At 54.6% G+C, this 8,377-nt stretch carries 8 protein-coding genes and 2 pseudogenes; all 10 read right to left on the bottom strand.

Annotation, left to right across the window (positions count from 1 at the left end; all coding sequences use genetic code 11):
* A partial coding sequence (locus tag HEQ34_RS13605; protein ID WP_296201395.1) for a hypothetical protein occupies positions 1 to 213 on the bottom strand: 213 nt, incomplete at its 3' end.
* Between the two features lie 59 nt (positions 214 to 272).
* The gene (locus HEQ34_RS13610; protein WP_296201396.1) at positions 273 to 569 is read right to left on the bottom strand and encodes an addiction module antidote protein; all 297 of its coding nucleotides are present in this window, start codon (positions 567 to 569) and stop codon (positions 273 to 275) included.
* 1 nt (position 570) lies between these two features.
* The gene (locus tag HEQ34_RS13615; RefSeq protein ID WP_296201397.1) at positions 571 to 882 is read right to left on the bottom strand and encodes a type II toxin-antitoxin system RelE/ParE family toxin; all 312 of its coding nucleotides are present in this window, start codon (positions 880 to 882) and stop codon (positions 571 to 573) included.
* A 100-nt stretch (positions 883 to 982) separates the two neighbouring features.
* Positions 983 to 4,198 carry a DNA methyltransferase gene (locus HEQ34_RS13620; RefSeq protein ID WP_296201398.1) on the bottom strand — a complete coding sequence of 1,072 codons (3,216 nt, stop codon included), beginning with the start codon at positions 4,196 to 4,198 and terminating at the stop codon, positions 983 to 985.
* A 52-nt stretch (positions 4,199 to 4,250) separates the two neighbouring features.
* Positions 4,251 to 4,430, bottom strand: a complete 180-nt coding sequence (locus HEQ34_RS13625) for a hypothetical protein (protein WP_296201399.1) — start codon at positions 4,428 to 4,430, stop codon at positions 4,251 to 4,253.
* Positions 4,431 to 4,544: 114 nt separating this feature from the next.
* Positions 4,545 to 4,781 carry a CopG family antitoxin gene (locus tag HEQ34_RS13630; protein ID WP_296201400.1) on the bottom strand — a complete coding sequence of 79 codons (237 nt, stop codon included), beginning with the start codon at positions 4,779 to 4,781 and terminating at the stop codon, positions 4,545 to 4,547.
* Between the two features lie 95 nt (positions 4,782 to 4,876).
* Positions 4,877 to 5,044 (bottom strand): annotated as a pseudogene (locus HEQ34_RS14480) (BrnT family toxin); the annotation flags it as partial.
* A gap of 186 nt (positions 5,045 to 5,230) precedes the next feature.
* Positions 5,231 to 7,570 (bottom strand): polyribonucleotide nucleotidyltransferase, encoded by a 2,340-nt coding sequence (gene pnp / locus HEQ34_RS13635; RefSeq protein ID WP_296201401.1) that lies wholly within the window; start codon positions 7,568 to 7,570, stop codon positions 5,231 to 5,233.
* Between the two features lie 249 nt (positions 7,571 to 7,819).
* Positions 7,820 to 8,089, bottom strand: coding sequence for a 30S ribosomal protein S15 (gene rpsO / locus HEQ34_RS13640; protein WP_296201403.1), 270 nt, complete (start codon positions 8,087 to 8,089; stop codon positions 7,820 to 7,822).
* Between the two features lie 16 nt (positions 8,090 to 8,105).
* A pseudogene (locus HEQ34_RS13645) lies at positions 8,106 to 8,377 on the bottom strand (tRNA pseudouridine(55) synthase TruB); the annotation flags it as partial.

The following is an 8,377-nucleotide window of genomic DNA, read 5'->3' on the forward strand; positions in this document are numbered from 1 at the left end:
CCAAGCCTTTTGCTTGGCACGGCGCATAAACACGCACATAGCGTGGCCGAAATATTGTGTATCGGCGATGAACTGCGGCGCGGTAGGGTATAAAAAGAGGCCGCCTAAGTCGCCGCCTTCGTGTTCAATCCTTTTGCAGGATGTTTTGTGTTGCCCAAGTCCGATATTTTGTAACGCCCACGTCCGATATTTTGTAACGCCCACGCCCGTCATGCTGAACTTGTTTCAGCATCTTAATTTTGGGCCTGAGGCGGCTTTAGATGGCACGGTTTTTAGGCAGCCTTATCGACTTGCTCAGCTCCAAACCTAAGCCCAAGCGATTTCATGACCAGCATCAGTGTCGCAATGGTCGGATTGCCGCCTTCGCTAAGCGCCGCATAGAGCGAGCCACGGCTCAACCCCGCCTCTCGCGCAATCTTGGTCATACCGCGCGCCTTGGCGACTTTGCCGAGCGCGTGCGCGAAATAGGCCGGATCACCGGTCTGCAACGCCTCATCCAGATAAATCGCCAGCGCCTCATCATCGTGAAGCTCATCGGCGATATCGAAGGGAAATGTTTCTAAACCCATATCATTCTCCATTTGGTTCCTTGGCCAATTCCTGCGCCAGCCTTTTGGCTTTGGCGATATCTCGGGCCTGCGTGGATTTATCACCGCCGCACAGCAAGATGACCAACACATCGCCCCGCTGCACAAAATAGATGCGGTAGCCGGGACCAAAATCGAGCCGCAACTCGCTTACCCCCTCACCGACCGATTTCGCGTCGCCAAAATTACCGAACGAAAGCCGATCAATCCTTGCGCCGATGCGTTTTCTGGCAACAGCATCCCGAAGCCCGGCGCGCCATTCCATGAAGATTTTGGTCTGACGGACATCGATCATTGATGTCTTCTATATGAGACAGTTTTGGGAAAGTCAATATTGTTCTTGGCAGAAATCGTCTGGTTAAGTTCGCAAGTTAACCTAACGGTCCATGCCAAAATCAAACCTTTGCCCGTTCCTGATTGAGGCGGAACAATCGTGCCAGTATTTCGTCTTCGGTCAATAACCCGGTGCGCCAGTCATCGCCCCAGCCATAAGCTTCGGCCACCGCCTCATCCAATGCCTTATGCGCATTGTCGAGCCAAGCGGGGCGGGCGTTGTAAAGGTTGGTGAGCGTGCGTTTGGCGAGTTCCTTGGCCGCCACCTCGTCGCGGGGCAAGATGCGGTCGGGATAGCCAGCAACGACTTCGGGTTTGCGCACCACAAGGTCCGGCGGGTTCAACCAGTTTTCGCGCAATTCATTCAACCGCGCGGAAGCGGTGGCAATAAAGATGGCGCGGGGGTCATCGGCATAATCGGCGGCGGCGATGTTTGGGGTCAGGCCTTCGGGGAAAGGGAAGGTTTCGAAGGTGGTGGACGGGGTATAGCGTGGGCGGTCCTCAAGCGAAGTGCCCATGCGCAGCGACCAGAGTTCGTGGAAGGTCGAATGGAGGATGCCAAAGTTGGTGTCGTCGTCTCGGGCGATGGCGTCGATGGCCGTGTCTGGATTGCACGCCTTCTCAAGCCAGATAAAGATTCGATGCTTCGCGACACGAGGAGTCGCGATATAGCGGGCGAGCGGACTGAGTTTTGAAACTAGTTTGGGTCGGGGACGCTCATACAACCACCATTTTATCCTAGTCTTTTCATCGCGAACTTGATCACGATAAGGTTTCACCACTTCTTCAGCGAAGGAGAATGGGGCTTCAAAGCAAGCCGCTTCGGTTGACGAAGAATTTGGCCCAAAATCGATTACCCAGCGGTCTTCTGGTCTTCGCACAATATCCATTGCTGTCGTAAGGCGCTTCAATACAACTGAATTCGGAAGTCCATTTACGTTAAGTGGAGCGCACAGCCATTTCCTCGCCAGCGTACCGTCTATGTCAAATGGCCCGTACTTTTTTACGCCCTCAAAGCAAATATCAGCATTCTCGGAAAGCCGAGCGGCCTTTGTAAGGTCAAAGTCACTTTCATTTGCGGTCAAGTCGGGAAGAATTTTCTCGACTAGTTGCCCGTTAAGTTTCGGCCGTTCGACACCCCGACCAAAGCAAATCATAGACACTCGAACAGCGGCACCATCGACGGTCCAAGGTTCGTCACTCCATGCTTCAAAAATTCGACCGTGTTCGACAATTGGCTTTAGCACTTCGCGATTCGCGCCACCTCGAATTGAATTTGTAGCCACCAACCCTGCGCGGGTTAGTTTGCCAGCCTGCATCTGGCTCCATGCCATAGCGAACCAATAAATTACTAGGTCTGCAAATCCGGGCACGTCGCTACCCCATGCTTTTCGCAAAGCAGCGGTATAGTTGTCGCCCAATTCGCCAAGTATCTTGCTTGCGCCTAAGAAGGGCGGGTTGCCTACCACCACATCCGCCGCTGGCCATTCTGCCCGGATGGGGATCAGGGTAGGCTCAGCATCCTCCGAAAATCCTCCCCGGAACGGGGAGGGGGACCGCGAAGCGGTGGAGGGGTCCCCTCTATCAGCAGCAGCGCGGTCGGCAAGTTGGGCCCCCTCCGTCAGCCCAAGGGGGCTGCCACCTCCCCGTTCCGGGGAGGAATTTTTGCGGGAATCGGCCTGTTCCGGAGAGGGTTTTGGTTCCCACGCCAACACCGCATCGCGGCACTCAATCGTATCGAGCGTTCGCAAGATCGGGTTCTTCGCCGCGTCAAAGCCATTTCGCCGCATCCATTGGATTTCACCGATCCACACCGACACGCGCGCCAGTTCGGCGGCATAGGGATTTAGTTCGATGCCCAGCACACATTCGGGGCCGACCTGCGGCGAAGCACGCTCTACGCCGAGAATTTCGGCATCGATATTCGCACGATGCTCGATGTCTTTCAGCGAACGGAGGGCGACATACAGGAAATTGCCTGAGCCGCATGCAGGATCGAGAACTCTAAAATTCCTGAGTCTAAGCAGAAATTCATCCCGTTGTTTTTTCGCAAGGTCGCGTGCAGCCATCACGTTGGCGTTTGCATCGCGCAATTTTTTTCGAACGACATCCAGCTCGCGAACCCGCTTTTGCCGAGGTAAGTTATTGAAAAGATTTTGCTGACGACCAGGCCGCAATGCTCCTTCTAGCAATCGAATTTCATCAGCCAGTTCGCCTCGATCCTTGGCATCCTGCAACGCTGCCTCTGCCTCTGCATCCGCAGTTTCGATAGCGGCTTTGGCTTTCTCAAGCGCATCAGCCCATTCGGCCTCCAACGGGTCGATGATCACCGGCTTTACGATCATCATGATCTTTTCACGGTCGGTATAATGCGCGCCCAACTGGCTGCGCTTGGCAGGGTCCAATCCACGTTCGAACAAAGTGCCCAGTATCGACGGGTCAATCTGTGACCAATCGCGCTCTGCTGCGGACAATAGCTCGTCAATGTCCTTCGCCTCAACCGGTAGGGCAAAATCGTCGGCGAATAGGCCGCCGTTGAACCAGTCGATAGGGCTGAAATCCAAATCGCCGCCGGTCGCCATGGCCCCGAACAGCTTACGCGCATTCATCTCGAATCGTTCAGGCCGAGTTCGGCTGGCCTTGAGCATCTTGGTGAACAGATTGTCGGGCAGCAGACCGACATCTTCGGCAAACATGCAGAACACCAATTGGTTGACGAAGTGGGCAACCTTGTGCGGGTCATGTCCCCGATCACGCAGGCGCTGGGCAATGCCGGCAAATTCTTTTGCGGTTTCTTCGGTTAGGGCTTGTCGGGTTTTGGTTGGTTTGAAATGTTCGGGATCGGTAAAGGCGCGTTTCAGTTTCTCGCGCGTGTCGCCATCGATCAGGTCTTCGAGGGTGAAATCATGCACCTCTTGCACCGTATTGGTCCAGTTAGTGTGGATTCGGATGCGGTCCATGTCGGACACGATCAGCAAGGGCGGGTTTTCCAGTACAACGCTATATTGCAAAAGCTGGTTGAACGCCTTGTCGAGGTCTTTGCGTGGCCCCTTATACTCCCACGCAAAGCATCCCTTGCGCCAGACATCGGCCCAGCCTTGTGCTCCTGCGGTTTTTGAGAGGCCTTTTTCAAACGTAAACCACTCGCCTTTGGGGTCGGCTGTTGCAGGATCAGCAAGACCTAGCAGTGCGCATAGATCATTGAAATGGCTATGGCTGCCGCTGCGTTCCTTTAGCTCGGCGGCGCGCCATTTGGCGATGAAATCTTGAGGTGTCATTGACCGTTAATAGCCACAGAATCATTTATAACTAAAGCGCCGCCGCTCACAATTATCGGGCGGCCCGATAGGCACGGATGATTTCAGCGCGGCGCTCATCATTGTTGAGGCCATTGGCTTTCAAGTTCGCAAGGCGAGTCTTGCTTGCAGCGCTTAGCGTCAGTCCTTCGACTGCAGTAATTGCGGCGAAGGCCTTGGTGCCGATGACGGATTTCGAACTCTGCCGTGTCATGGGCTTTATTTGCCATAATGCTGGTGAATTCCCAAACAAAAAAGGGGCGCGAACATAAGCGGGAATGTCTTTGCCATTTAGACGCCGCGAAGGTGGATTTAAGAGGTCCTGACCCTAAGCCGCCTGCTCCAACCGGTCCGCCAGCCACATCTTGATCAGCGCTTGCCGCGTTACGCCGCGCTTTCTTGCCTGCACATCCAGTTGCGCAATCATATGTGGCGGCATATCGACATTGACGCGCCTTGCCGCAACGCTTGGACGGCGTGCGCTGCTCCAGTCGATATATTCGGAGATATCTTCACCAGCGTCGAACTTTTGTTCGAACTCTTCAATATCAATTGTTTTGCCCATAATACGCCTCTCTTTCATTGTCGCGTGATCGCCTAACCGAGATGATCCGCACTATGTCTTCGCGCTCGGCAAATATAGCGGACCATGGCTTGTCATCAATCAGACCAACCAACAGCCAACAGCCAACAGCCAACAGCCAACAGCCAACGGATTTCGCCGTCTACGCCCTGATAAGTTGGTCTAAAGATACGCCGATCATCGTCCCAAAGTGCTTGCGCCTGTTCAAAATCAATACCGTGTTTCGCCAGATTGGCTGCACTTTTGTCGGGATCATATTCGAACGTTTATAATTATATAACACCGAAAAGGTATATTTTCTACCCTTTATATGGCACCATAAAAAAAGGGACCGCCGAAGCTGCCCCTTTCCTCCCCTGCCTTTTGCAGGATGTTTTGTTTGGGTTGAACCCTCCCCTAACCCCTCCCGCCTGCGGGAGGGGAACTCAGGTTTAATCCTTCAAGAAAGCTGGCACATGGTCGGGGTCGCCCCCGCCTTTGTTTTCGCCTTCTGAACGGTCTTGGCGTGGGCCACGGTCGCCGCGGCCTTCGCCCCGTCCACCATCACGTCCACCGCCATCACGACGCGGGCCACGGTCGCCACGGCCTTCACCGCGTCCACCACCGCCGCCGCCTTCACGACGGGGTCCACGATCGCTACGCTCGCTCTTTTCGCGGGGCGGGCGTGTGTCTTCCAGCTCTTCACCGGTTTCCTGATCCACAACGCGCATCGACAGGCGCACCTTGCCGCGTGGGTCGATTTCAAGAACCTTGACCTTAACGTCCATGCCTTCGCTGACGACGTCGGTAACCTTCTCAACGCGCTCATTGCGCATTTCGCTGACGTGGACGAGACCGTCCTTGCCACCCATGAAGTTTACGAATGCGCCGAAATCAACCAAGTTGACGACCTTGCCGTCATAAATCTTGCCGACTTCTGCTTCTTCAACGATGCCCGAAATCCACTTACGGGCCGCTTCGATCTGCGCGATGTCAGACGACGAAATCTTGATAAGACCTTCGTCATCAATGTCGACCTTTGCGCCGGTGGTCGCGACGATTTCGCGGATGACCTTGCCACCGGTACCGATGATGTCGCGGATCTTCGCTTTGTCGATCTGCATGGTTTCGATACGCGGCGCATGCGCGGACAGCTCGCCACGGGCTTCGCCCAATGCCTTGGCCATTTCGCCCAAGATATGCGCGCGGCCTTCCTTGGCCTGGTTCAATGCAGCTTCAAAGATTTCGCGGGTAATACCCGCAATCTTGATGTCCATCTGCATCGTCGTGATGCCTTGAGACGTACCGGCTACCTTGAAATCCATGTCGCCGAGATGATCTTCATCACCCAAGATATCCGACAGGACTGCGAAATCCTTGCCTTCAAGAATCAAGCCCATTGCGATACCCGAAACTGGGCGCTTGATTGGAACGCCAGCGTCCATCATCGCCAGGCTTCCGCCACACACAGATGCCATCGACGACGAACCATTGGATTCGGTAATGTCGCTGGTGATACGGATGGTGTAAGGAAACTCTTCCTTGGTTGGCAACACGGCGTGCAGCGCGCGCCATGCAAGCTTACCATGGCCGATGTCGCGGCGGCTTGGTGCGCCAAAGCGACCGACTTCACCAACGCTATAGGGTGGGAAGTTATAATGCAGCATGAAGTTTTCATAATGCAGACCGCCAAGGCCATCGATCATCTGCTCTGCGTCCTTGGTGCCCAAGGTGCAGGTTGCGATGGTCTGCGTTTCACCACGGGTGAACAATGCCGAACCATGTGACCGTGGCAAGAAATGCGTTTCTGCCAAAATAGGACGGATTTGCGTTGTGGTGCGTCCGTCGATACGTGTGCCGTCCTTAAGGATGGCGCCACGAACGATTTCCGCTTCCAGCTTCTTCATCAGCTTGCCTGCGGCCATCTGATCCTGCGGGCTGGCGTCGGTGAAAGCTTCCTTTGCCGCTGCACGCGCAACATTCAAAGCGTTCGAGCGTGCCGACTTGTCGGTCAACTTGTACGCAGCGGCAATATCCTTGCCGATAAGCTTCTTCAGCTTTTCCTTAGCGGCTGACAAATCAGCCTGCTCTGCCATTGCCCAAGGCTCCTTCGCGGCTTGCTCAGCAAGCTTGATGATGGCCTTGACGACTTCCTTACACGCGTCATGTGCAAACAGGACGGCACCAAGCATGATTTCTTCCGAAAGCTCATTGGCTTCGGATTCCACCATCATCACGGCGTCATAGGTTGCGGCAACGACGAGGTCGAGGTCGCCTTCGGCAACCTGCGCGTCGGTTGGGTTCAGGATATATTCGCCATTCAGGTAACCCACGCGTGCTGCGCCGATGGGGCCCATGAATGGAACGCCCGAAATGGTCATTGCAGCCGATGCAGCAACAAGCGCCAATACATCAGGCTCATTCTCGCCATCATAGCTAAGAACTTGTGCAATTGCGTTGATTTCGTTGTAGAAACCTTCTGGGAACAGCGGACGGAGTGGACGGTCGATCAAACGCGAAACCAGCGTTTCCTTTTCGGTCGCACCACGCTCACGCTTGAAAAAGCCACCGGGAATACGGCCGGCTGCGGAATATTTTTCTTGATAGTGAACGGTGAGCGGGAAAAAATCCTGACCATCCTTCACCGACTTTGCGGCGGTAACCGCGCAAAGCACAACAGTTTCGCCGAGCGATGCCATAACAGCGCCGTCAGCTTGACGGGCAACTTTGCCCGTTTCGAGTGTCAGGGTTTGTCCGCCCCACTCGATTGATACAGTTTTCGTATTAAACATAAATTTTCCTTTGACCCGCATGCCCAATGCGATGCGGGGCCTCTTGAGTTGCGGAAATACCGATCCGCCGCGGATGGGGCATTTTCGAGCCCCGATGACAGTCCAGCCTCATTGCTGGAATGTCCTTCTACCGGCCATGTCACCCTAAACTTGTGTCAGAATGACATGAGACGGAATTTCTGCATCCTGAAACACGTTCAGGATGACCCAATACGTAAACGGCCCGCCGAAGCGGGCCGAACGACTAGGTTACTTACGAAGACCAAGCTTCGCGATAAGGGCGGCATAACGCGCGCCATCAATTTTTTTCAGATAGTCGAGAAGCGAACGACGCTTGTTGACCATTTGAAGAAGACCACGACGCGAATGATTGTCCTTGTGGTGGTCTTTGAAATGGGAAGTCAGGGCATTGATACGGTCGGTAAGGATTGCAACCTGCACCTCTGGTGATCCGGTATCGTTAGGCTCGCGTGCGTGCTCTTTGATGACCTGGGCTTTACGTTCTGCAGTAATAGACATATTTTTCCTTCGAACATCATGGAGTAAGGTTAAAGCCACGGACGGTTTTCCATATCCCGTCGATGTTTTCCATTAGTGCAAGTGGGCGCAAATCCGCGCCCCTCGCCCAATGTAGCCCATCTTTCATGGCAATCCCGGTCAAGACGCGGCCCTGTTGGACCGCCCTTGCCTGTTCCGGGGAGAGGTTAAGAGCCGGGATGTCGACCAGCCCTGCCTCTATCGGCAAGATAATGTCTTCTTGGGTGGCCCCTTGGCCGAATGCATTCAGTTTGTCCAGCGAAATCGCGC

Source organism: Sphingorhabdus sp., from assembly GCF_023910635.1.
In the GTDB taxonomy this organism is placed as follows: Bacteria; Pseudomonadota; Alphaproteobacteria; order Sphingomonadales; family Sphingomonadaceae; genus Sphingorhabdus_B.